Below are 22,222 nucleotides of genomic sequence, written 5' to 3' on the forward strand. Positions count from 1 at the left end.
ACGTTGTGCCGCAAGGTGACGGTCATGAGCACCGTGACCACCACCGGCCGGGTCGCCGCGACCCCGTCCCCCCTGCCCTCCCGGCCCCGCCTCGACTGGCGGCTGCGCTTCGCCGCCCTGTCCTTGATCTGGGGCTTCAGCTTCCTGCTCATCAAGGTGGGCACCGGGGGGTTCGCGCCGTTCCAGGTGACCTTCGGACGGCTGGTGTTCGGTACGGCGGTGCTGGCCGCGGCGATGGCGGTGCGCCGCGAGCGGCTGCCGCGCGGCGCGCGCACCTGGGCGCATCTGGCGGTCGCCGCGTTCCTGCTGAACGCCCTGCCGTTCTCCCTGTTCGCGTACGCCGAGCTGACCATCCCGTCGACCCTGGCGGGCATCTGCAACGCGACCTCGCCGCTGTGGGGCATGGCGCTGTCGCTGGTCGCCCTGTCGGAGGACCGCCCGACCCGGGTCCGGGTGGCGGGGCTCGGCCTCGGGTTCCTGGGCGTGCTGACCGTGCTCGGGGCGTGGCAGGGCTTCCACGGCCTGGACGCCACCGGCACGGCACTGGCCCTGCTGGGCTCCCTCAGCTACCCGGTGGGCTGGATCTACGTCCGGCGCACCCTGGCGGGCACGGGCCACTCGCACCTGTCGATGACCGGCGCTCAGCTGCTGCTGGCCACGGTCCAGCTGGCCGTCGTGACGCCGCTGTTCACGACCCTGCCCAGCGGCCTGCCCGTCGTGCCGCTGCTGGCGGTCGCCGCCCTGGGCGCCCTGGGCACGGGCCTGGCCGTGCTGCTCCAGTACGGTCTGGTCGCCGAGGTCGGCCCCACGACCGCGCAGATGGTCACCTACTTCATCCCGGTCATCGCCACGGCCGCCGGTGTCGCCGTCCTGGGTGAGTCCCTGAGCTGGTCGACGCCGGTCGGCGCGGTGGTCGTGCTGGTGGGGGCGGCCCTGACGCAGGTGCGCCCCCGGCCCCGGCCTCAGACGTAGCCGCGCGCCGGGGCGGGGCGGAGCGCGGAGGCGACGGCGTCGGCGAGGGCCTGCGTGTCGGCCTCGCCGAGCGTCGAGACGGTGATGCGGATCCCGGGCGGAGCGCTCAGCCGGAAGCGGGCGCCGGGGGACACGGCCCAGCCGGCGTGCAGCAGCCGGGCGACGGCCCCGGTCTCGTCCGGCACGGGCACCCACACGTTCATGCCGCTGCGGCCGTGCGCCGTGACACCGCGCCGCGCGAGCGCCGTGATGAGCGCGTCCCGCCGCCGCCCGTACGCCGCCGCCACCCCGGCCGTGTCCACGGCGCCGTCGGCCCACAGCCGCACCAGGGCCCGCTGCGTCAGCAGGCTGACCCAGCCCGGCCCGAGCTGCTGCCGGCCGCGGACCCGGTCGAGGGTCACCCGGTCGCCGGTGAGCAGGGCGAGCCGCAGGTCCGGCCCGAAGGCCTTGGCGGCCGAGCGGATGAACGCCCAGTGCCGGGTGGCGCCGGCCAGCGGGTGCAGGGGCAGGTCGACGATGCCGTGGCCGTGGTCGTCCTCGATCAGCAGCACCTCCGGGTACTCGCGCAGCACCGCCCGCAGGGCGCGCGCCCGTGCGGCGCCCACCGCGGCACCGGTCGGGTTCTGCGCCCGGTCGGTGACGATCAGCGCGCGTGCCCCCGCCGCGAGGGCCCGGCGCACGTCCTCGGGCCGCGGCCCGTCGTCGTCGACCCCGACGGGGGCGGTGCGCAGGCCCAGGGCCGGGACGAGGTCGAAGGTGCGCCCCCAGCCCGGGTCCTCGACGGCGACCGTGTCCCCCGGCTTGAGGTGCGCCGCCAGCACCCGCTCCACCCCGTCGAGCGCCCCGGAGACCACGGCGAGCGGCCCCTCCGGCACGCCGTCGGCGTCGAGCCCGGCGCGCGCGGCCCGGGCCAGATCGGGGTCCACCGGATCGTCGTCGTACAGCACGGGCGCCCGGTCGCCCTGGGCGGCCGCCGCCGCGAAGGCGCCCGCGAGCGGCGGCAGCAGCGCCGGATCCGGGTTGCCGCCGGCCACGTCCCGCACCCCGTCGGGCACCTCGACCCGGATGTGGTCCCGGCCGGTCGTGGCCGGCACGGGACGCACCCGGCTGCCGCGCCGGCCCGCCGTCTCGATGACCCCGCGCTCCCGCAGGGTCCGGTACGCGGCCGCGACCGTGTTCGGGTTCACTCCGAGCTGCTGAGCCAACTCCCGCATGGGCGGGAGCACTTCACCCGGTCGCAGTTCTCCGTCGCCCACGGCCCGCTCGATGCTCGCCGAGATGTCCGCTGCGCGCCGCCCGCTGATCCGATACTCTCCTAGCACAAAGCCAATTATGCACTAGTGCAATGGAGAGCGCCATGCAGGGGCCCGCGCAGACGCCGCAGACCGACACCGCCTACCCCCGGACCGAGCGCACCGTCCCCACGCGCTCCGCGGAACGGGCCTCCTACGACAAGGAGTTGGTGCACGCGATACTCGACGAGGCCTACGTCTGCCATCTGGGCTTCGTCCGGGACGGCGCGCCGGTCGTCCTGCCCACGCTGTACGCCCGGGTCGGCGAGCGGCTCTACGTGCACGGCTCCACGGGCTCGCGCCCGCTGCGGGCGGCCGGCCAGGCGGACCCGGGCCTGCCGGTGTGCCTGACGGTCACCCACGTCGACGGCCTGGTCCTGGCGCGTTCGGCCTTCCACCACTCGATCAACTACCGCTCGGTGGTGGTGCACGGCATCGCGTACGACGTGACGGACCCGCAGGAGAAGCGCGAGGCGCTGGACGCCCTGGTCGACCACGTCGTCGCCGGGCGCTCCGCCGACTCCCGCCCGGCGAACAAGAAGGAGCTGGCCGCCACGGCGGTGATCCGCCTCGACCTCGACGAGGTCTCCGCCAAGCTCCGCACCGGTGGGGTGAACGACGAGCCAGAGGACCTGGCCCTCCCGCACTGGGCCGGGGTCGTCCCGGTGCGCCCGACCTACGGCGCCCCGCTCCCCGACCCGGATCTCGCCCCCGGCACCGCGCTGCCCGGCTACCTGCGGACCCTGTGACGCCGATCCGCCCGCGGCCCCTGCCCTCCCTCCCGGGCACGGCGTGCCGACGAGCCCTCACGCGGCCGCCCGGCTCCAGGGCCACCCGCCGCGGTCGGCGGTCGGCGGTCGGCGGTCGGCGGTCGGCGGTCGGCGGTAGCGACGAACCACACAGCCGGATGCTCGCGGGGATCCGCGCCCTGCGTCGCGCAGGGACGAACGCGCACCGGCCGGGTTCCTCCCGTGGCCCGCGAGCCCGGCCCCGGTGCGGGAGCGGATCGCCGCGGGCCTCTCGGCCCGCGGCGGCCCGGGTGACCGCCCGGGCGCGGAAGCGCCTCCGCTGCCGGTGGGACCTCCGAGCCCCGCGCCTCAGCCGAGCGGCACGGGCGCCCTCTCCGGGCGGGCGCCCCGCGCCTCCGCGACCGCGAGACCGGTGACCGATCCGAGCATCAGCAGGGTCCCGGCCATCGTGGCTCCCGTGAGGTGCTCACCGAGCAGCAGGACGGCCAGCGCGGCAGCGCTCACCGGTTCCAGCAGCATGATCACCGACACGGTGGCCGACCGTACGACGGCCGCGCCCGCGAAGTACAGGCCGTAGGCGAGGGCCGTCGGCACGGCGGCGACGTACACCAGCAGGAGCAGCAGCCGGCCTGGCGCGTCGGTGTGCGGAACCAGCCCTTCCAGCGAGGCGAAGGGCAGCAGGCACAGGCTCGTCACGGCGAACGCCCCGACGGTCGTCCGGGCGGAGTCGGCCCCGCCGTCGCGGCCCCAGCGGCGGGTGAGCAGCGTCATCGCGCTGTACCCGGCCGCCGACAGGAGCGCGAGCAGCACTCCGGACGGGCGCACGGTCGCGCCGCCACCGCCCAGGACGAGCACCGCCAGGCCCGCGAGGGCGCCGGCGACGGCGGTGGTGCCGCCGCGGCCGAGCCGTTCCCCCAGGGTCAGCCGCGCGCCGAGGGCGATCAGCACCGGCCCGGCGCCGAGGGTGACCACGGTGGCCACGGCCAGTCCCGTGGCGGAGACGGCGGCGAAGTAGGCCGTCTGGAAGACGGCGAGCCCGAGCCCGGTGACGCCGGACCGCGTGACTCTGCGGCCGAGGGGCTCGCGCACGGGTGCCGGGCCGGTGCGCGGCCGCAGCGCGCGGACGGCGAGGAGGACGGCCAGTCCGGCGGCGCAGCGCCAGAAGGAGAGGGCGACGGGCCCCATGTCACTGGCCCGGTAGACCAGGGAGGCCGCCGCGCCCGCGGTGCCCCAGGCGGCACCGGCGACGATCAGGTAGAGGAGGCCTCGCCCCACGGGCAGGCCGGTGGCGGTGTTCGACACGTGTTCTCTCCGCAGAGCGCACGGCACGCCGTCATGACGGAGGGCGGCGGTGCGCGGAAGTTCGGAAGGGGCCCCGGGTCGATGGACCGGCGGGGTCCGCGGACTTCGTCTGCGGGCAGCACCGTTCAACGCGGCGGCGAGAGCGCCGGGCGCGGTTTCCGGAGGGCCCGCCTCAGGCGGCCGGAGGCGGGAGAACGAGTGCGTCGGAAGGCATGATCGACACCCTATGCGCTGCTTCCGCGCCGGGACAATTCCCTTTCCGGACCACCCCGGGCCACCGGCTGCTCCGCTCCCTTCGCGGGCGCGGAGGACTGCGCGATGAACGCCCCCACCAGCACGATCACACCACCGGCGATCTGCGGGGCGGACAGGTGCTCGCCCAGCAGCACCCAGGCCAGGACGGTGGCGATGACCGCCTCCAGGCAGGCCACCACCCCGGCGACCTGCGGCGAGAGCCGCCGTACGGAGATCACGCCGGTCACGTACGCGACGACCGTGGCGACCAGGACGATCCAGGCCAGCAGGGCGAGCGCGGCGACGGGTGTGCCGTCCATGTGCGCGGTGCCCGTGAGCACCGACCAGTCCATGCTCCAGGGCCGGGCGACCACGGTGAGGACGGCCGCGCCGACCAGCAGCCCGTAGGCGATGACGCCGAGCGGGTCGGGCGTCTCCTCACCGGCGTCGCTGCCCTGGTCGGACAGGACGAAGTAGCCGACCTGGCAGCAGGCGGCACCGAGGGCGAGCAGCAGGCCCAGGACGTCGAAGCGCAGACCCGACCACACCTCGACGACGCAGGCGAGGCCGCCGACCGCGAGGACGACGCCGACCGCGGCGGCACGGGTCACGGGCCGCCGCTGGACGAAGCGCACCCAGCCCAGCACGAGCGCGGGCGCCAGGTACTCGATGAGCAGCGCGACCCCGACGGGGATCCGGGACAGGGCCGCGAAGTAGCAGGCCTGGACGCCTGCGACCGCCAGCAGGCCGAACCCGGCGAGCAGCCCGGGGCGCCGGCGCAGCAGGGCCCGGTGCCGCACGGCGAGCGGCAGCATCACCAGGGCCGCCCCGGCGACCCGGAGCCACACCACGTGCAGCGGGTCGAGGCCCGCCTCGATCAGCGGCTTGGCCGCGACACCGGACCCGCCGAAGGCCACCGCGGAGCCGAGCGCGAGGCTGAGCCCCACTCCCCTGCCGCGTCCGCTCGCGCTGCTGTCAGTCGTACACACCGGCACATGATGACAGGCCCCGACAGGAGCGTCACCCCTTATGACACCTGTCTCATACCGTGGACGACCGGAGCGCGGCTGCTCAGCGGCCGGTCTCGCCGCACTCCTCCGCGGCGCCGGGCCGGTCCCCGATCAGGGGGCACACCTCGCGCGGGTCGATCCCGGCGCGCCGGACCACCTCGACCGCACGCGCCTGGGGGTCGGCCAGGAGCGCGGCCAGCAGGTCGGTGCCGCGGGCCTGTCCGCCCCGCGCGGCGGCCCGTTCCCGGGCCTCCTCCAGCGACGCGGACGCGAGCGGCGAGAAGCCCGTCGCTCCGGGCGCCGCGGGCAGGGCGCCCGAGTCCTCGACCCGGCCCTGCCAGCGCAGTCCGTAGCCGATGCTGCGCTGGACGAGGTAGCCGAGCAGCCGCGCGATCCGCGGCCCGTCGCCGAAGGCGGCTCGCACGGCGGGGTCGGACTCCAGCAGGGAGTGCAGCAGATGGGCCGTGTCGACCTGCCGGTCCCCGTCCCGGACCGCCCGGCGGCGGGCTCCGCCGATCACGGGGGCCAGTGCGTCACCGGGTTCGGCATCGTTGTCGGAGCGCCGGGCATCGGGCTCCCGGGCCGACTGCCGAGGGATCGGGGGTTGCGGGGATTGCACACCCCCACCCCATCAGCCCCGCCCGCCCGGGTCATCCCCGGCGGGAACCATCTCCGCGTCCCACGGGGAGTGGACGCGACCGGCCCGAATCTCCTCCTTGCGGAGGAGATCAGACCGGCCTGCCTCGCCTCCCGGCACGAGGGGCGGCCGGCGGAACCGGGCCCGCCGGCACACGTGCAGACGCCCGCGGAACCCTCCGGCACACACGCAGGCGCCCCCGGATTCCTCCAGGGGCGCCTGCCGCAGACCCGCCTCAGTCCTCGTCGGCGAGGATCAGGTACAGCTTCTTGCGCGCCTCGTTGATGACGCCGAGCGCCTTCTCCCGCTGCTCCTTGCTGCCGGTCTTCCAGACCTGCCCGAAGGCTTCCATCAGGCCGAACCCGGCCTGGCGGATCTCGCCGAGCGCCTCCCAGTCGACCCCGCGAGAGGCCTCCTCCCAGGGCGCCTCAGGCCCCTCGCCGGCGGCCTCCCGGCCTGCTTCGGTGAGGGAGAACAGCTTCTTGCCGCCCTCCGACTCGCTGACGATCAGGCCCTCGTCCTCCAGCAGCTGAAGGGTCGGGTAGACCGAGCCGGGGCTGGGCTTCCACGCCCCGCCGCTGCGCTCGGCGATCTCCTGGATCATCTCGTAGCCGTGCATCGGCCGGTCCTTCAGCAGGGCCAGGATCGAGGCCCGTACGTCACCGCGCCGCGCACGGCCCCTGGGCCCGCCGCGCCCGCGCCCGCCCCAGGGGCCGGGACCGAAGCCCGGCCCGCCGGGTCCGCCCCAGCCGGGGCCTCCCGGGCCGAAGGGACCGAAGGCCGCGCGCAGCCCCTCGAACCCGCCGAGGCCGTGCCGGTGTCCACCGTGTCCGTGTCCGTGCTCGAAACCATGGGTACGCATCGCCACCACTCCATTCCATCGTTGATCTGTCGCGATGCTTCAACGATATATCGGAAACATGTGTCCGACAAGGCCCGCCCTTCTCCGCGTCCGGCACGCGTGCCCATCCGGAGCGGTCCGCGCATCGGGGATTGGCCTTGGCCTGCGGCTTCACCCAGGACCTAGCGTCGGGGCATGCGGATCCGAATCGTCGACGCCTTCACCGACCGGCCCTTCACCGGCAACCCGGCGGGAGTACTGCTCCTGCCCGACGCGGACGCCTTCCCGGACGACACCTGGTTGCAGGACGTCGCCCGGGAGGTCAACCACGCCGAGACGGCCTTCGCCCACCCCCTTCCCCCGGGCGGACGAGCCGACTGGGCCCTGCGGTGGTTCACCCCGGCCACCGAGGTCGCCCTGTGCGGGCACGCCACCCTCGCCACCGCCCACGTCCTGCACACCACCGGCGCCCACGAGGGCCCGGTGCGCTTCGCCACCCGCAGCGGCGTGCTCGCCGCCGCGCCGGCACCGGACGGCTCCGTGACGCTGGACTTCCCGACGGCACCGCTCACCCCCGCCGATCCGCCCGCCGGCCTCGCCACGGCCCTGGGCGCCGAACCGCTCACCGTCCTCGACACCGGCCCGGACGTCGGCGACCTGCTGGTCGAACTCGCCGACGAGAGGACGGTCCGCGGCCTCCGTCCCGACCCTCGGGCCCTCGCCGCCCACTCCGAGCGCGGCGTCATCGCCACGGCGCGGGCCGCGGACCCGTCCCTGGGCTACGACTTCGTCTCGCGCTGCTTCTTCCCGAACGTCGGCATCGACGAGGACCCGGTGACGGGCAGCGCCCACACCGCACTGGCCCCGTTCTGGTCCGGGCGCCTCGGCCACCCCTCCCTCACGGGCCTCCAGGCCTCACCCCGAGGCGGCCGCGTGCACACCCGGCTGCGCGACGGCCGCACCCTGCTCACCGGCCGGGCGGTCACGGTCCTCGACGGCCGTCTGCTGGCCTGAGACACCGAAGGGGCGTACGACAACCGTCGTACGCCCCTGGCGCGCCGGCCTCACGCCGTCGGCAGCCAGCCCACCTTGCCCGCCAGAAGCGCGTACCCGACGAACGCCCCGATGTCGAGCAGCGCGTGCGCCACCACGAGGGGACCGACCCGGCCCCAGCGGCGGTAGAGAAGGACGAAGACGACGCCCATGACCATGTTCCCGACGAAGCCGCCGATGCCCTGGTACAGGTGGTACGAGCCGCGCAGGACCGAACTGCCCACCAGCGCGGCCGTCGGCGTCCAGCCCAGCTGCCCCAGACGGCGCAGCAGGTACCCGACGACGATGACCTCCTCCAGCACGGCGTTCTGGATCGCCGACAGGATCAGGACCGGGTACTTCCACCACACGTCGGGCAGTGCCTCGGGCACCACGGTGAGGTTGAAGCCGAGGCCGCGGGCCGCGAGGTAGAAGGCGATGCCCGTGCTGCCGATGACCGCGGCGACCGCCGCGCCGCGCCCGAGGTCGGGCCACGGACGCGTGCGGTCGAAGCCGAGGGTGCGCAGGCTCGCGCCCTCGCGCAACAGGAAGTGGGCGACGAGGGCGACGGGCACCAGCGCGGTGGTGATCCCGAACAGCTGCCAGGCGAGGTCGAGCCAGGGGCGGCCGGGCGCGGCCGAGGCGTTCATGGTGGCCGCCTGGTCCTTGAGCCCGCCGGGCCGGGTGACCGACCCGATGAAGCTGATGAGCGCGGACACCCCGCTCGCCCCGAGCGACAGCGCGAGGACCAGCAGCGTCTCGCTGCGCAGCATCCCTCGCGAGAGCCCCTGCCGGGGTAGGGGATCGCCCACCGGGCTCGCCTCCGCCTGCACACCCGCCTCCACTTCACCGACCTGTCGGATCAGTATGGCGGCAGCGGGACGCGGCCCGGTGGGCGCCCTCAGCCGAGCGACACCGGCTCGGGCAGTCCCAGGGGCCAGCTGTGCACCGGGTCGCCCTTGTGCATCAGCTCGCGGTAGCGCCGGGTGGTGGCGGCCAGCGCGTCCTCCCGGCCGAGGCCCGCGTCGAGGGCCTGGTGGAAGGTCGCGGCCTGCCAGGTCGCCCCGTTCGTGCGGCGTCGGCAGCGCTCCTCGATCACGCCCAGATACAGGTCGCGGTCGGCCGGTTCGACGCCCCAGGCGTCCAGGCCCGCCTCGGCGAGCGGGAGCAGCTCGTCGCGGACCAGGTTCACCGCGTCGACCTGGGTGACGCCGCCGTGGCGGCCGCGGGGCCAGGTGAAGCGGGCGTCGATGCCGTCCTTGCAGGCGGCGTCGAAGTTGGCGGCGGCCGCCTCGAACGGCAGCCGCGTCCACACCGGCCGGCTCTCCTCGGCGAGGGCTCGGACGACGCCGTAGTAGAACGCCGCGTTGGCGACGATGTCCACGACCGTCGGCCCGGCGGGCAGGACGCGGTTCTCCACGCGCAGGTGCGGAACGCCGTCGGCGACCTCGTACACCGGACGGTTCCAGCGGTAGATCGTGCCGTTGTGCAGGACGAGCTCGGCGAGCGAGGGCGCACCGCCCCGGTCGATGACCTCGAGCGGGTCCTCGTCGTCGCAGATCGGCAGCAGCGCCGGGTAGTAGCGCAGGTTCTCCTCGAACAGGTCGTACGCGGAGGAGATCCAGCGCTCGCCGAACCAGGTGCGCGGGCGCACGCCCTGGGCCTGGAGCTCCGGCGGGCGGGTGTCCGTGGACTGCTGGAACAGCGGGGGCCGCGACTCGCGCCACAGCTCGCGGCCGAACAGGAAGGGCGAGTTGGCGCCGACGGCGATCTGCGCGGCGGCGACCGCCTGGGCCGCGTTCCACACGTCGGCGAAGCGGGACGGGGTCACCTGGAGGTGCAGCTGCACGGAGGTGCAGGCCGCCTCGGGCGCGATGGACTTGGAGGTGCACCGGAGGTGCTCCACTCCCTCGATGTCGAGGGTGAACTCCTCGCCGCGGGCGGCCACGATCTGGTCGTTGAGGAGGGTGTAGCGGTCGACGTCGGAGAGGTTCGACGAGACCAGGTCGTCACGGTCGAGCGTCGGCAGAATACCGATCATCACGATGCCGGCGTCGACCTCGGCCGCTTTCCGGTCCGCATATGCCAGTGACGTACGGAGTTCTTCCGCGAGCCGGTCGAATACCCGGCCGTCCACCCGGTGCGGGGGGATGTTGACTTCCAGGTTGAACATGGCGAGCTCGGTTTGGAAGTCGCGGCTCGCGATGCGTTCGAGGACTTGCTTGTTCAACATTTTCGGCATGCCGTCGGCACCCGCCAGATTCAGTTCGATCTCCAGCCCCATGAGGTTCTTGGGGCGGTCGAACCGCTTCTCCGCCAGGAGTCGCTCCAAGCCCGTCAGACACTGACCCAGCTTGTCGCGGTAGCGCTGGCGATCGGACAGGTCGAACCGGCCTGCCACGACCTTCTCCCCCATTGAGCGTCCCTCCTCGGATGATGCGGGCCGAGATCCGGCCGCCGGGGTCCCGGTCAGGTAAGGGATGCCCAGCGAAAGCGATCGATAACGTCCCGGGCCGTCCCGGTGACCGCTACGCTGGTCACATGTGACCGGTGGCACATTCGCCCGGCATGACGCGCACGACGGGATTCCGGTCCGGCGAACTCGTGAAAAACGCCGACGAGAATGGGCCGACCGCGCCGCGGACATGTTCCGAGGTCACCGCCGGGTACCCCCGCCTGGAATCGGGATTAATCTCGCGTATCGCCGACCGAATGTACCCTTGTCCTACTCACCGGAAACGGCTAGGCGAAACACAGTCTGAACCCGTGTCGTATAAACTTCGCGAACAAGGCAGAAGGTTGGCGCCCACGGTCGACGGGTTCTGCCGTCGAGGCGATGTTCGACGGGACCCACCCCCCTCTCGTTTCCCTGACCCCGGCCCCTGCCTCTCTGACCTTTCGTGAGCTGACAGCGCCGTCCGCCCCCGCCCTCGCGCCACCGTGCCTTTGAATGAGAGGCGACCCACCATGCCGCTGCATGTCCCGCCGGCTCCCGCGCCCGCACTCCGTTCCGTCCTGGCTGCGCTCTCCTCGCCCACCGCGGTCCGGGAAGCGCGAACTCCCTCCCTGCTCCGCAGCCAGGTGCCCGGCACACCCGAGCTCCCGCTGCCCGTGCACGTGCTGGACCGGGTCACCGCCGAGGGCGTGTCCGCGACCCGGCTGGCCGGGTGGCGGTTCCTGATCCGCTGCGGCGAGCACGCCGTCGCCGCGGCGGACACCATGCTGACGCCGGACGGCTGGACCTTCTCCCATTTCTTCGAGGGCCCGTACATCACCTCCACCGAGCTCGCCCTGCGCCAGGCCGAGGCGCTGCCCCAGCCCTACCAGCCGCGCCTGCTGTCCGTCCCCGGGCTCTACATGCTGACGCTGTGGCTGCACGAGGACTGCGCCGCCGACGGAGCCGACGGGCACCCGGCGGCCACCGACCTCCTCGTGCCGCTGGCACCCGCGCCGCCCGGCATCGCGGCCCACCGCCCGCACCGCGTCGCCGAACTGCTCCCGGTGCTGACCCACCGGGCGACCCCGACCCGCCTGCTCGGCTCACCCGCCTGAAGCCACCGCGGACCGACGTTCCCGTACGCCGTCCCCGTACCCCGTCGCCGGAGACCCGGCGGCGGGGTACGGCCGTTCCGCGCCCCTCGGCGACTACCCGCCCGGCCTCCGCTCCGACGAGCACGCCCCGGCTCGTACGAGCCGCACGGAGCGGGTGGCCCGACCGGACTAGCCCCATCAGGCCACGCCGAACCACCCGAAGGGACAGCGCAGTTGGGATGAACCGTCCGCGTGGGTGACGCGTCCTGAAGCGGTGAGGGGCGGTGCTGCGAAATCCCTGCGGATCGACGCCCGTGGGGCAACACTGGGTTCCGACGAACACACCGACGGGGGGCGGCCATGGACGACACTTCCAGCCGCGGAACGCAAGCGACGGCCGAGCCTGTCGACTCGGTCACCACGTCCACCACGACAGAGCGAAAGATCCCACCCATGTGCCAGCACCAGACACCGTGCCCGCCCGCCCACTCCGCCGACCGGGAATCTGCCCGCCTGGTGGCGCACCATCCGGAGCAGGGATGGAGCCTGCTGTGCAACGGCGTGGTGCTCTTCGAGGACACCGGTGAACTGCTGCCGGACGGCCGGGTCATCGCCCCGCACCGCCCGATGGCGGGCGCCAGGTGACGACGGCCGCCTGAGGGCCGCCGGGCGGGGGGCGACACCCCGCCCGGGACACGAGGGGCCGGCCGCGGACGTCTCGCGCACCGGCCCCGACGCGTATCCGCCGCGCGTGCCACGGGCGGACACGGACCCGGGCGGACACCGGCGGACGTCACCCCTTGGTGGCACCGGCGGTCAGGCCGCCGACGAGCTGGCGCTCGGCGACGGAGTAGAACGCGAGTGCCGGGACCATGGCCAGCACCAGGTAGGCGAAGACCTTGGCGTACTCCGCGGAGTACTGCCCCTGGAACTGCTGGACCCCGATGGGCAGCGTCCACCACGTCGACTCGGTGAACACCAGCAGCGGCAGGAAGAAGTTGTTCCAGCTGGTGACGACCGCCAGGACGGAGACCGTGCCGAGCGCGGGCCGCGCCATGGGCAGCAGCACCCGCCAGAAGAAGCCGAGGGAGCTGCACCCGTCGAGTGTGGCGGCCTCCTCCAGCTCTCCGGGGATCTGCCGGAAGAAGCCCCGCAGGATGATGATCGTCATCGGCAGCCCGAAAGCCGCCTGCGGGAGGATCACGCCGAGCGGGTTGTCCAGCAGGTCCAGCGACCGCAGCAGCAGGAACAGCGGCAGGGCCGCCACCGCGAACGGGAACATCAGCCCCAGCGTGAACAGGGTGAACAGCACCTCCCGGCCGCGGAAGGCGAACCGCGCGAAGGAGAAGGCCGACAGCGCCGACACGGCGACGACCAGGACCGTCGTACCCACCGCGATCAGCGTGCTGTTGCCGATCAGCCGCCAGAAGTCCCCCGAGCCGAGGATCTGGGAGTAGTTGGAGGTCACCCAGGACTCGGGCAGCCCGACGGGGTTGCGGGACAGCTCGTCGGTGGTCTTGAAGCCGGACAACCCGGCGTAGAGCAGGGGGACGGCCATCACCGCACCCACGACGACCAGGACGAGGTGCAGCGGGAGGTTCCGTCCCTTGCGCACGGCCTGACGACTGGTCACTTTCCGTCTCCCCGCATGGTCGTGGTGGCCCCTTCCAGGTCGCGCCGGAGCACGAACCGCTGGTAGGCGAGGGCGAAGACGAGACTGATGGCGAACATGACCACGCTGATCGCGCCGGCGTAGCCGACCTGGTAGCGCTTGAAGCCGTACTGGAACATGGTCACGGCCATGGTCTCGGAGTGGTGGTCGGGGCCGCCCGCGGTGGTGACCCACACCAGGTCGAACAGCTGGATGGAGCCGATGACCGCCAGGAACACGCTGATGCGCAGGGTGGGTGCGAGCAGCGGCAGCGTGACGTTGCGGAAGCGCTGCCAGGGGCCTGCCCCGTCGATGAGCGCCGCCTCGGTCAGCTCCCGGGGGACGGCCTGGAGTCCGGCCAGGTAGAGCATCATGTGGAAGCCGAAGTACTTCCACGTCATGACCAGGAACAGGGTCGCCATCACGGTGGACTGGTCGGCGAACCACTGCCCGCCCACGCCGTCCAGGCCGATCCGCCCGAGGACCTGGTCGGCGAAGCCGTCGTCCGGGGCGAAGATCATCCCGAAGAGGATGCCGGTGATCGCCTCGGACAGGACGTACGGGGCGAAGAACAGCATCCGGTAGACCGCCCGGCCGCGCATGCGCTGGTTGAGCAGCACGGCCATGGCGAGCGCGAACGGCAACTGGACGACGAGGGTGAGCACCACCAGGACGAGGCAGCGCCACAGGTCGCCGAGGAAGACGTCGTCCTGGAGGAGCCGGGTGAAGTTCTCGCCGCCGATGTAGTCGGTGGGCATGCCGAAGCCGCCCCAGCGGAAGAACGCGACGTACAGGGCGAAGAGCATCGGCAGCAGCACGAGCCCGAGGAACAGCGCGAGGGCGGGCACCTGGAAGCCCACCGCGGTGAGCCAGTGCAGCGTGCGGCGCCGGGCCCGGCTCCCGGTCCGCGGCACGGGCGGGGGCGGGGCGCCGGGGCCGGGGCCGGTCCGTTTGTCCGGCAGGAACGTGGAGGTCATCGCCGGCTACTGCTCTTCCTTCGCGGTCCTGGTGATGGACTGGGCGACCTGGCCGGGCGACTTGGAGCCGGCGATGAGCGCGGCGACGCTGTCGTTGACCTCCTGGCCCACGGCGGGCGCGTAGGCCTGGTCGAGGTAGAGCTGGAATCCGGTGGCCGCCTTCAGCTGTGCCTGGACGGCCTTGATGTTGGGGTCGGCGATCGCCTTCTCGGCGGCCGGGACGACGGGCAGCACGCCGGTCTTCTCGACCAGCTCCAGGTCGGTGGCCTCGGAGGCGAAGAACTCCAGGAAGTCGACGGCCTCCTGCGGGGCGCCCCGGCGCAGGGCGTGGCCGCCTCCCCCGCCGAACACCTCGGTGATGGATCCCTTGCCGCCGTCGACGGCCGGGAACGGGAAGAAGCCGAGGTCCTTGCCGAGACCCTTGCCCGCGTCGGCCTGCACGGTGGGGGCCCACTGGCCCATCAGCTCCATGGCCGCCTTGCCGTTGCCGACGGTGGCGGCCTGGCCGGTGGGCGTGGAGTAGGCGGCGCCGAGGAACCCCTTCTGGAACGGCTGGAGGGCGACGAGTTCACCGAGGTGCTCACCCGCCTCGACAAAGGGGGCGCCGGTGAAGTCCTTGGCGTCGTAGGCCTTCTGCAACTCGCCGGCGCCGGCGGTGCGCATCGCCAGGTAGGCCCAGTAGTACATGCCGGGCCACTTCTCCTTGCCGGCCAGCGCCAGGGGCGTGATCTTCGCGTCCTTGAGCCGCCGCACGGCGTCGAGGAACGCGTCCCAGGTGGCGGGGGGCTCGTCGATGCCGGCCTCGGCGAAGTGCGCCTTGTTGTACCAGAAGCCGATCATGCCGATGTCGAACGGGATGCCGTAGAGCTTCTCGTCGATCAGGTACGGCTCCTTGGCGACCGGCAGCAGCGCCTCGCTCCACGGCTTGGTGCGGTCGGTGAGGTCCTCGACGAGCCCGGCGTCGACCTGCTGCTTGAGCACGCCGCCACCCCAGGTGTGGAAGATGTCGGGCAGCTTCCCGGACGCCGTCAGAGCCGTCATCTTCGACTTGTAGGCGTCGTTCTCCAGCTGGACGATCTTTATCTTCACCTTGGGGTGCTGCGCCTCGTACTTCTTGGCGAGCGAGGCCCAGACGCTCTTGGCGGGCTGGGTGGTGGAGATGTTCCACCACTCGATGGTGGTCGTCCCGGACGACCCTCCGTCCGAGTCCCCGCCGCATGCGGTCAGTGCCGTGGTCCCCAGCCCGGCCGCGGCGGAGGCCGCCAGGAAGCCGCGGCGGGACAGTGCCGGGTGGCCCATCATGCGCTCCTCGAAAGTTTCGATTGAGATTCAGAAAGCTGCGTTGATGCCGCACCCTAGAGACACCGGCCAAACGGTGACAACCCCTCGTACGCGGTGAATCTTCAGACGGGATACGGACGTTGGCGCCCACGAAACATTCGGCTGCCGCTCCGAACGTTCCGCAGCGGCTCGCACGACCGCACCCGGCGCCCCTCGGGCCGTCCGGCGAAGCCCGGAAAGCGGACCGAGCCGGGCACCGGTCCCGCGGCCCTCTCCGCCCGCGCCGCCGCCGTAAGGTGACGGCCATGCAGTCGTACACGATCGGCCAGGCAGCACGGCTGCTCGGCGTGAGCCCCGACACCGCGCGGCGCTGGGCGGACGCCGGCCGCATCACCACCCACCGGGACGAGACCGGGCGGCGGCTCGTCGACGGACGGGACCTGGCCGCCTTCTCCGTCGCACTCGCCAGGTCCGCCACCCCCGAGGACGACGCCCCCTACACCTCGGCCCGCAACGCCTTCCCGGGCATCGTCACGGCCATCAAGCTCGGGGACGTCGCCGCCCAGGTGGAGATCCAGGCCGGTCCGCACCGCCTGGTCTCCCTGCTCACCCGGGAGGCCGTGGAGGAACTGGGCCTGGAGGTCGGCATGGAGGCCACGGCCCGCGTGAAGTCGACAAACGTGCATATCGACCGGGTCTGACTTCTTCGCCTCCCGCACATACACACCTACAGCCCCCGCCCGCATCGCTCATGCGATGCGACAGAAGACTTATGCCTCGCAGATGCGCCAGTATGATCGGCGTATCGGAAGGGCCCTGCGGGTTCTTCCCCCCGCAGACAGAGGGAGCGACCCCGAGATGATCCGTTCCGCGCAGAGGACCCGCCGGACACTCCAGGTCGCCGGCGGGGCCGCGGCGGTGCTGCTGGCCCTGAGCGCCTGCTCCTCCTCGGACGGGGCGCCGGGCAAGGACGCGTCCTCCTCCGGGCTGTCGGGCACGGTCACCGTCTTCGCCGCCGCCTCCCTCCAGGAGAGCTTCGAGAAGCTCGGCACCGCCTTCGAGAAGCAGCACCCGGGTACCGAGATCACCTTCAGCTTCGGGGGCAGCGACAGCCTCGCCGCCGGCATCAACAGCGGCGCCCCGGCCGACGTCTTCGCCGCCGCCAGCCCCACGACCATGGCGCTCGTGACGGACCGGAAGGGCACGGCGGACTCCCCCGCCACCTTCGTGCGCAACCGGCTCCAGATCGCCACCCTGCCCGGCAACCCCGACAAGATCACCTCTCTGAAGGATCTCGCGAAGCCCGGCCTCAAGGTCGTCCTGTGCGACCGGACGGTCCCGTGCGGGGCGGCCGCGCAGAAGGCCCTGAAGGCGGGCGGCCTGAAGGTCACACCCGTCTCCTACGAGCAGGACGTCAAGAGCGCGCTGACGAAGGTCGAGCTGAAGGAGGCCGACGCGGCCGTCGTCTACCGCACCGATGTGCGGGCGGCGGGTGACAAGGTGGACGGCGTGGACTTCCCCGAGTCGGCCGACGCCGTCAACGACTACCCGATCGCCCTGCTCGACGACGCCCGCAACCCCGAGACCGCCAAGGCCTTCATCGCCCTGGTGCGCTCCGCCGAGGGCCGCGAGGTGCTGTCCGGGGCCGGGTTCATCGCGCCGTGACCGGCACGCGGGAGAGCCGTCCGCACGGCACGCGTCGGCGCGGCGGCAGTCCGCGGGGCCGGACCCGGACGGTGCCGGTCCCCCTGCTCGTCCCAGCCGTGATCGGTCTGGCCTTCCTGCTCCTGCCGCTGATCGCCCTGCTGGTGCGGGCGCCCTGGCGCAGCCTTCCCGACCAGCTGACCAGCCCGCAGGTCTGGGAGGCGCTCCGGCTCTCCCTGGTGTGCGCCACGGCGGCGACGGCTCTGAGCCTCGTCGTCGGCGTGCCGCTGGCCTGGCTGCTGGCCCGCACGCAATTCCCCGGCCGGGGCCTCGTACGGGCCCTGGTGACCCTGCCGCTGGTGCTGCCGCCGGTCGTGGGCGGTGTGGCCCTGTTGCTCGCCTTCGGGCGCAACGGCGTGGTGGGGCAGTGGCTGGACTCCTGGTTCGGGATCACCCTGCCCTTCACCACGGCGGGCGTGGTCCTGGCGGAGACCTTCGTGGCGATGCCGTTCCTCGTCATCAGCGTGGAGGGCACCCTGCGGGCCGCCGACCCCCGCTACGAGGAGGCCGCCGCCACCCTGGGCGCCTCCCGCTTCACCGCGTTCCGCCGGGTCACCCTGCCGCTGATCGCCCCGGGCATCGCGGCGGGGGCGGTCCTGGCCTGGGCCCGGGCCCTGGGCGAGTTCGGGGCGACCATCACCTTCGCGGGCAACTTCCCCGGCCGCACGCAGACCATGCCGCTGGCCGTCTACCTGGCCCTGCAGAACGACCCGGCGGCGGCGATCGCCCTCAGCCTCGTGCTGCTGGCGGTGTCCATCGCCGTGCTGGCGGCCCTGCGCGACCGGTGGATGACGGCGTCGTGACCCCCCGCACGCGCGGCCGGGCGCGCTCCCCCCACCGGGCCGATCGCCGACTGCCCGACGACGGCCCCTCCGACCTCTGGACGACACACCCATGACCGGTCCCGACGACGACACGCCCAGGCGCCCCCTCCAAGGGCTCGACGCCCGTCTCCTCGTCGACCGGGGCGGGTTCCGGCTGGACGTCACGCTGGCCGCCGCCCCGGGCGACGTCGTGGCCCTGCTCGGCCCGAACGGCGCCGGAAAGACGACCGCCCTGCGCGCGCTGGCGGGCCTCGTCCCCCTCACCTCCGGGCATCTGCGTCTGGACGGCACGGCGCTGGACGGCTCGCCGCCCGAGGCCCGGCCCGTGGGCGTCGTCTTCCAGGACTACCTGCTGTTCCCGCACCTGACCGCCCTGGACAACGTGGCCTTCGGCCCGCGCTGCCGGGGCGCCGGCAAGGCCGAGGCCCGAGCCCGGGCCGCCGAGTGGCTGGACCGCATGGGCCTCGCGGACCACGCCGGGGTCAAACCCCGCCGTCTCTCCGGGGGCCAGGCCCAGCGCGTGGCCCTGGCCCGGGCCCTGGCGACGGAGCCCCGCCTGCTGCTCCTGGACGAGCCGCTGGCCGCCCTCGACGCCCGGACCCGGCTGGAGGTGCGCGCCCAGCTGCGCCGGCACCTCGCCGCGTTCGAGGCCGTGGCCGTGCTGGTCACCCACGACCCGCTGGACGCCATGGTGCTGGCCGACCGCCTGGTCGTCGTCGAGGACGGGGCGGTCGTCCAGGAGGGCACGCCCGCGGACATCGCCCGCCACCCCCGGACCGACTACATCGCCCGGCTCGTCGGCCTCAACCTCTACCGGGGCCGGGCCGAGGGCCACACCGTCCGGCTCTCCGCGGGCCCCGCCCTCACCACCACCGAGGAGCTGTCCGGGCCGGTCTTCGTGGCGTTCCCGCCGGGCGCGGTGACGCTGTACCGCGAGCGCCCGGCCGGCTCCAGCGCCCGCAACCTGTGGCGCTGCGAGGTCGCCGGGCTGGAGACGCACGGCGACCAGATCCGCGCCGACCTCACCGGCGAACTCCCCCTCACCGCCGACCTGACCACGGTGGCGGCGGCGGAACTCGATCTGCACCCCGGGGCACCGGTGTGGGCGGCGGTCAAGGCGACGCAGACCCACGCCTACCCGGCGTGACACCCGGACCGGCGGTCTCCCTCACCGGGTCCGTCCCGCCGGGGCGGCCGGCATCCGACATGCCGGGAGGGGCCCCGCACCCGCGGAGCCCCTCCCTGGAACCGTGTGGTCCGGCCGGCCGGATCAGTCCTCGTACGCGTCCAGCGGCGGGCACGAGCAGACCAGGTTGCGGTCGCCGTAGGCCTGGTCGATGCGGCGGACCGGCGGCCAGTACTTGTCGGCGGCCGACACCCCGGCCGGGAACACGGCCTCCTCGCGGCTGTAGGCGTGCTCCCACGCGCCGGCGAGGGCACCGGCGGTGTGCGGGGCACCGCGCAGCGGGTTGTCCTCCGCGGGCCAGGCGCCGGAGCCGACCTTCTCGATCTCCGCGCGGATGGCGATCATCGCCTCGCAGAACCGGTCGAGCTCGGCCAGGTCCTCCGACTCGGTCGGCTCGATCATCAGCGTCCCGGCCACGGGGAACGACATCGTCGGCGCGTGGAAGCCGTAGTCGATCAGCCGCTTGGCCACGTCGTCGACGCTCACACCGGTCGCCTTGGTCAGCGGACGCAGGTCGATGATGCACTCGTGCGCCACGAGCCCGCCCGGGCCGGTGTAGAGCACCGGGTAGTGCGGCTCCAGCCGCTTGGCGATGTAGTTGGCGCTGAGGACGGCCACCTGCGTGGCGCGCTTCAGCCCCTCACCGCCCATGAGCCGGACGTAGGCCCACGAGATGGGCAGGATGCCGGCCGAGCCCCAGGGAGCCGCCGAGATGGGTCCGACGCCCGTCTCGGGACCGGCCTCGGGCTGGAGCGGGTGGTTCGGCAGGTACGGCGCGAGGTGCTCGCGCACCGCCACCGGGCCGACGCCCGGACCGCCGCCGCCGTGCGGGATGCAGAACGTCTTGTGCAGGTTCAGGTGCGAGACGTCGCCGCCGAAGTGCCCGGGCTTGGCGAGGCCGACGAGCGCGTTGAGGTTGGCCCCGTCGACGTAGACCTGGCCGCCCGCCTCGTGCACCTGCGCGCAGATGTCGGCGACGTGCTCCTCGAACACCCCGTGGGTGGACGGGTAGGTGATCATGAGCACGGCCAGCTGGTCGCGGTACTGCTCGATCTTCGCCCGCAGGTCCTCGACGTCGATCTCGCCGTCCTCGGCGGTCTTCACGACGACGACCTTCATGCCGGCCATCACGGCGCTGGCCGCGTTGGTGCCGTGCGCGGACGACGGGATCAGGCAGATGGTGCGCTGCTCGTCGCCGTTGGCGCGGTGGTAGCCGCGGACGGCGAGCAGACCGGCCAGCTCGCCCTGCGAACCGGCGTTGGGCTGCAGGGAGACCTTGTCGTAGCCGGTGACCTCGGCGAGGCGGTCCTCGAGCTCGTGGATGAGGGTGAGGTACCCCGCGGCCTGCTCGGCGGGAGCGAAGGGGTGCAGCTGCCCGAACTCGGGCCAGGTGACCGGCTCCATCTCCGTGGTCGCGTTGAGCTTCATGGTGCAGGAGCCCAGCGGGATCATGCCGCGGTCGAGCGCGTAGTCCCGGTCGGCCAGCTTGCGCAGGTAGCGCAGCATGGCCGTTTCCGAGCGGTGCTGGTGGAAGACGGGGTGGGTCAGGTAGTCGTCGGTGCGCAGCACGGCGGCCGGGAGGACGTCCTCGGCGGCGGCGTCCAGGGTCTCCACACTGCCCTCGACGCCGAAGGCCGCCCAAACGGCGCGCAGCTGGGCGCGGGTGGTGGTCTCGTCGCAGGCGACGGAGACGTGGTCGGCGTCGACGAGGCGCAGGTTGACCCCGTTGTCCCGGGCGGCGGCCACGACGTCGGCGGCCCGGCCCTCGACCCGCGCGGTCACGGTGTCGAAGTACGAGCCGTGCACGACCTCGACGCCGCCGTTCGCGAGCCCGGCGGCGAGGACGGTGGCGTACCGGTGGGTGCGCTGCGCGATGCCCTTGAGGCCGTCGGGGCCGTGGTAGACGGCGTACATGCCGGCCATGACGGCGAGCAGCACCTGCGCGGTGCAGATGTTGCTGGTGGCCTTCTCCCGGCGGATGTGCTGCTCACGGGTCTGCAGCGCCAGCCGGTAGGCCCGGTTCCCGTCGACGTCGACGGACACGCCGACGAGCCGCCCGGGCAGGCTGCGCGCCATCTTGTCCTGGACGGCCATGTAGCCGGCGTGCGGACCGCCGAAGCCCATGGGGACGCCGAAGCGCTGCGTCGTGCCGACCGCGATGTCCGCACCGAGCTCGCCCGGGGACTTCAGCAGCGTCAGCGCGAGCAGGTCGGCGGCGACGGTGACGAGGGCCCCGAGCTCGTGCGCCTGGTCGATGACGAGCTTGATGTCCCGCACGGCTCCGGAGGCACCCGGGTACTGGATCAGTACGCCGTTGATCTCGCGTTCGGCGATCTCGGCGGGGATGCCGTCACCGAGGTCGGCCACGACGACCTCGACCCCGGCCGGTTCGGCCCGGGTCTCGATGACCGCGATGGTCTGCGGCAGCGCGTCCGCGTCGACCAGGAACAGGCCCTTCTTGTTCTTGCCCAGGCGCCGCGACAGGGCCATGGCCTCGGCGGCCGCGGTGCCCTCGTCGAGCAGCGAGGCGCCCGAGGTCGGCAGTCCGGTCAGGTCGGCGACCATGGTCTGGAAGTTCAGCAGCGCCTCGAGCCGGCCCTGCGAGATCTCCGGCTGGTACGGCGTGTAGGCCGTGTACCAGGACGGGTTCTCCATGACGTTGCGCAGCACGACGGGCGGCGTGTGGGTGCCGTAGTAGCCCAGGCCGATCATCGAACCGAGGACCTGGTTGCGGTCGGCGAGGGAACGCAGCTCGGCGATCACCTCGGCCTCGCTGCGGGCGCCCGGCAGGTCCAGCGCCTCGGCGCTCTTGATCACGGCCGGGACCGCGGCGGCCGTCAGCTCGTCCAGCGAGCCGTAGCCGACGTGGGCCAGCATCTTGGCACAGGCCTCGTGGTCGGGCCCGATGTGACGCTGCTCGAAGGGAACTGCCTCTTCGAGTTCGGAGAGCGGAATGCGGTGGGCGGTCATTGCGGAGGCCTCCTGGTCTGACGCGACCT

General features: G+C 73.2%; 20 protein-coding genes. 9 read left to right on the forward strand and 11 right to left on the reverse strand.

What is annotated here, in order from left to right:
• Positions 1-24: 24 nt before the first annotated feature.
• A complete protein-coding gene (locus tag ACZ6ZN_RS25670; protein ID WP_469649789.1) occupies positions 25-972 on the forward strand; it encodes a DMT family transporter in 948 nt (315 codons plus the stop codon).
• Here the strand turns inward: ACZ6ZN_RS25670 and ACZ6ZN_RS25675 are convergent.
• Positions 963-2,294: an aminotransferase class I/II-fold pyridoxal phosphate-dependent enzyme gene (locus tag ACZ6ZN_RS25675; protein ID WP_451878309.1), complete on the reverse strand. Its 1,332-nt coding sequence runs from the start codon at positions 2,292-2,294 to the stop codon at positions 963-965. The two genes, ACZ6ZN_RS25670 and ACZ6ZN_RS25675, sit on opposite strands and share 10 nt — an antisense overlap.
• A 35-nt stretch (positions 2,295-2,329) precedes the next feature.
• Between ACZ6ZN_RS25675 and ACZ6ZN_RS25680 the strand changes: the two genes are divergently transcribed.
• The gene (locus ACZ6ZN_RS25680) at positions 2,330-3,013 is read left to right on the forward strand and encodes a pyridoxamine 5'-phosphate oxidase family protein (protein WP_469649792.1); all 684 of its coding nucleotides are present in this window, start codon (positions 2,330-2,332) and stop codon (positions 3,011-3,013) included.
• A gap of 348 nt (positions 3,014-3,361) precedes the next feature.
• Here ACZ6ZN_RS25680 and ACZ6ZN_RS25685 read toward each other — a convergent pair whose 3' ends face one another.
• The 4 genes from ACZ6ZN_RS25685 to ACZ6ZN_RS25700 form a co-directional block, all read right to left on the reverse strand.
• The gene (locus ACZ6ZN_RS25685) at positions 3,362-4,315 is read right to left on the reverse strand and encodes a DMT family transporter (RefSeq protein ID WP_469649795.1); all 954 of its coding nucleotides are present in this window, start codon (positions 4,313-4,315) and stop codon (positions 3,362-3,364) included.
• Between the two features lie 224 nt (positions 4,316-4,539).
• The gene (locus ACZ6ZN_RS25690) at positions 4,540-5,544 is read right to left on the reverse strand and encodes an EamA family transporter (RefSeq protein WP_469649797.1); all 1,005 of its coding nucleotides are present in this window, start codon (positions 5,542-5,544) and stop codon (positions 4,540-4,542) included.
• 76 nt (positions 5,545-5,620) lie between these two features.
• Positions 5,621-6,178: a hypothetical protein gene (locus tag ACZ6ZN_RS25695; protein WP_469649799.1), complete on the reverse strand. Its 558-nt coding sequence runs from the start codon at positions 6,176-6,178 to the stop codon at positions 5,621-5,623.
• A 253-nt stretch (positions 6,179-6,431) separates the two neighbouring features.
• On the reverse strand, positions 6,432-7,058 hold the full coding sequence (locus ACZ6ZN_RS25700; RefSeq protein WP_451878304.1) for a PadR family transcriptional regulator: 627 nt from the start codon (positions 7,056-7,058) through the stop codon (positions 6,432-6,434).
• Between the two features lie 174 nt (positions 7,059-7,232).
• On the opposite strand from ACZ6ZN_RS25700, the gene ACZ6ZN_RS25705 reads away from it, so the two are divergent.
• Entirely contained in the window at positions 7,233-8,051 is an 819-nt protein-coding gene (locus ACZ6ZN_RS25705) for a PhzF family phenazine biosynthesis protein (protein WP_469649802.1), read from the forward strand.
• A gap of 50 nt (positions 8,052-8,101) precedes the next feature.
• Here the strand turns inward: ACZ6ZN_RS25705 and ACZ6ZN_RS25710 are convergent, their stop codons facing one another.
• Both ACZ6ZN_RS25710 and ACZ6ZN_RS25715 read right to left on the reverse strand, forming a co-directional pair.
• Positions 8,102-8,902, reverse strand: coding sequence for a CPBP family intramembrane glutamic endopeptidase (locus ACZ6ZN_RS25710; protein ID WP_451878347.1), 801 nt, complete (start codon positions 8,900-8,902; stop codon positions 8,102-8,104).
• Positions 8,903-8,970: 68 nt separating this feature from the next.
• Positions 8,971-10,485 carry a glutamate-cysteine ligase family protein gene (locus ACZ6ZN_RS25715; RefSeq protein WP_469649805.1) on the reverse strand — a complete coding sequence of 505 codons (1,515 nt, stop codon included), beginning with the start codon at positions 10,483-10,485 and terminating at the stop codon, positions 8,971-8,973.
• 551 nt (positions 10,486-11,036) lie between these two features.
• On the opposite strand from ACZ6ZN_RS25715, the gene ACZ6ZN_RS25720 reads away from it, so the two are divergent.
• Both ACZ6ZN_RS25720 and ACZ6ZN_RS25725 read left to right on the forward strand, forming a co-directional pair.
• A complete protein-coding gene (locus ACZ6ZN_RS25720) occupies positions 11,037-11,621 on the forward strand; it encodes a hypothetical protein (RefSeq protein ID WP_398108677.1) in 585 nt (194 codons plus the stop codon).
• A gap of 432 nt (positions 11,622-12,053) precedes the next feature.
• On the forward strand, positions 12,054-12,245 hold the full coding sequence (locus ACZ6ZN_RS25725) for a DUF5999 family protein (RefSeq protein ID WP_398108678.1): 192 nt from the start codon (positions 12,054-12,056) through the stop codon (positions 12,243-12,245).
• 148 nt (positions 12,246-12,393) lie between these two features.
• Here the strand turns inward: ACZ6ZN_RS25725 and ACZ6ZN_RS25730 are convergent, their stop codons facing one another.
• The 3 genes from ACZ6ZN_RS25730 to ACZ6ZN_RS25740 all read right to left on the reverse strand — a co-directional run bounded on the left by ACZ6ZN_RS25730 (position 12,394) and on the right by ACZ6ZN_RS25740 (position 15,527).
• Entirely contained in the window at positions 12,394-13,158 is a 765-nt protein-coding gene (locus tag ACZ6ZN_RS25730; RefSeq protein WP_469649862.1) for a carbohydrate ABC transporter permease, read from the reverse strand.
• Between the two features lie 71 nt (positions 13,159-13,229).
• Entirely contained in the window at positions 13,230-14,228 is a 999-nt protein-coding gene (locus tag ACZ6ZN_RS25735; RefSeq protein ID WP_469649808.1) for a carbohydrate ABC transporter permease, read from the reverse strand.
• 6 nt (positions 14,229-14,234) lie between these two features.
• Positions 14,235-15,527 carry an extracellular solute-binding protein gene (locus ACZ6ZN_RS25740; protein ID WP_469649864.1) on the reverse strand — a complete coding sequence of 431 codons (1,293 nt, stop codon included), beginning with the start codon at positions 15,525-15,527 and terminating at the stop codon, positions 14,235-14,237.
• A gap of 287 nt (positions 15,528-15,814) precedes the next feature.
• On the opposite strand from ACZ6ZN_RS25740, the gene ACZ6ZN_RS25745 reads away from it, so the two are divergent.
• From ACZ6ZN_RS25745 to ACZ6ZN_RS25760, 4 genes are all read left to right on the forward strand, one after another.
• Complete coding sequence (locus ACZ6ZN_RS25745) at positions 15,815-16,210, forward strand: TOBE domain-containing protein (RefSeq protein WP_398108681.1); 396 nt, start codon at positions 15,815-15,817, stop codon at positions 16,208-16,210.
• A 157-nt stretch (positions 16,211-16,367) separates the two neighbouring features.
• Positions 16,368-17,174 carry a molybdate ABC transporter substrate-binding protein gene (gene modA, locus ACZ6ZN_RS25750; protein WP_469649810.1) on the forward strand — a complete coding sequence of 269 codons (807 nt, stop codon included), beginning with the start codon at positions 16,368-16,370 and terminating at the stop codon, positions 17,172-17,174.
• On the forward strand, positions 17,171-18,016 hold the full coding sequence (locus tag ACZ6ZN_RS25755) for an ABC transporter permease (RefSeq protein ID WP_469649812.1): 846 nt from the start codon (positions 17,171-17,173) through the stop codon (positions 18,014-18,016). The genes modA and ACZ6ZN_RS25755 overlap by 4 nt, the downstream gene beginning before the upstream one ends.
• 91 nt (positions 18,017-18,107) lie before the next feature.
• Positions 18,108-19,184, forward strand: a complete 1,077-nt coding sequence (locus tag ACZ6ZN_RS25760; protein WP_469649815.1) for an ABC transporter ATP-binding protein — start codon at positions 18,108-18,110, stop codon at positions 19,182-19,184.
• Between the two features lie 123 nt (positions 19,185-19,307).
• On the opposite strand, the gene gcvP is transcribed toward ACZ6ZN_RS25760, so the two are convergent.
• Positions 19,308-22,193, reverse strand: coding sequence for an aminomethyl-transferring glycine dehydrogenase (gene gcvP / locus ACZ6ZN_RS25765; protein WP_469649817.1), 2,886 nt, complete (start codon positions 22,191-22,193; stop codon positions 19,308-19,310).
• Positions 22,194-22,222: the final 29 nt, after the last annotated feature.

The organism is Streptomyces sp. NPDC053665 (assembly GCF_055585285.1).